Genomic DNA, 228 nt, shown 5'->3' with positions numbered 1-228 from the left:
CCACCGGAAACAACCGAAGTGACACCACACCACGGGACTTGACCCTCTTTCGCCCCCTCCACGGTCCGGAATTCTGCACAGTTCGTCACGTCGAACGCACAACCTTCAACCCGCCCTTCAACCAGGGACTTATTCACACCCGTGGATAGTGTTAATACCTGATCAGATGGAAAAAAATAGCGGAAAATCGTTGCGGGGGACACGGCTGTCCACAAGCTGTTCCCACAG

The organism is Microbacterium sp. Leaf351 (assembly GCF_001423825.1).
GTDB lineage: Bacteria > Actinomycetota > Actinomycetes > Actinomycetales > Microbacteriaceae > Microbacterium > Microbacterium ginsengisoli.
Note: the sequence above shows the minus strand (reverse complement) of the source record.